This is a genomic window from Bacteroides propionicigenes, from assembly GCF_018390535.1.
Classification (GTDB): domain Bacteria; phylum Bacteroidota; class Bacteroidia; order Bacteroidales; family Bacteroidaceae; genus Bacteroides; species Bacteroides propionicigenes.
On sequence record NZ_JAHBBW010000036.1, the window covers coordinates 1 to 836 of the forward strand.

Below are 836 nucleotides of genomic sequence, written 5' to 3' on the forward strand. Positions count from 1 at the left end.
GGCGTTGAGGGACCAGCGTTTTCCTATGGGGAGTTCCAGTTCGATGTTGGGCATGAGGGCGGCATCGAAGAGGAGGTTGGTTTTTAGGGCGAAGAGGGGGCGGGTGTGGGTTGCAATGCCTGTATTGTTTGTAATACGTGCATTGTCTGCAATACGTGCATTGTTTGTAATACCTGTGAGAGGAGATTCTTCGCTTCGCTCTGAATGACGAATGTCTGTGATATTGGTATTATTTGTAGCATTGGCATTATTTGTAATGCCTATAATGCCTGTATTGTTTGTAATACCTGTGAGAGGAGATTCTTCGCTTCGCTCTGAATGACGAATGTCTGTGATATTGGTATTATTTGTAGCATTGGTATTATTTGTAATGCCTGTATTGTCTGTAATACCTGTGAGAGGGGATTCTTCGCTTCGCTCTGAATGACAAGTGTCTGTAACACCTGTATTATCCGCTCCGCTTGTTCCGGTTGCTTCCGCTTTGTCTTTCCCTGTCATTCTGAGCGTATGCGAAGAATCTCTTCCCTCTGCGTTCATATACAGGGTATCTCTTCTCTCTGTGCTTATAGGCAGAGTATCTTTTCCCTCTGCACCCATATATACGGTACATATGGACGCGTTCCGCACTTGCGGCAATACTTGCCGTCTCAAGTACCCGTAGGGAATCCCCGCATTCAGTTTTTTCAAGAGGGCTTCTTTCCGGGATTCGGTGGCGTTCAGTTCGAGTATCTGCAATATCTCGTCCCGGCAGGGTAGTAGCGTGTCGTTGCCTATGGCTTCACGCAGGGCTTCCCAGCTCTCTGCCTGTGCGGAGGTGCGTATGCGGTGTTGCGGTA

Annotated in this window: 1 protein-coding gene; it reads right to left on the reverse strand. The window is 48.0% G+C overall.

Annotated elements, in window-relative coordinates:
- On the reverse strand, positions 1 to 822 hold an 822-nt coding region (locus KG118_RS17560; RefSeq protein ID WP_394369748.1), incomplete at its 3' end, for a DUF3575 domain-containing protein.
- Positions 823 to 836 lie beyond the last annotated feature (14 nt).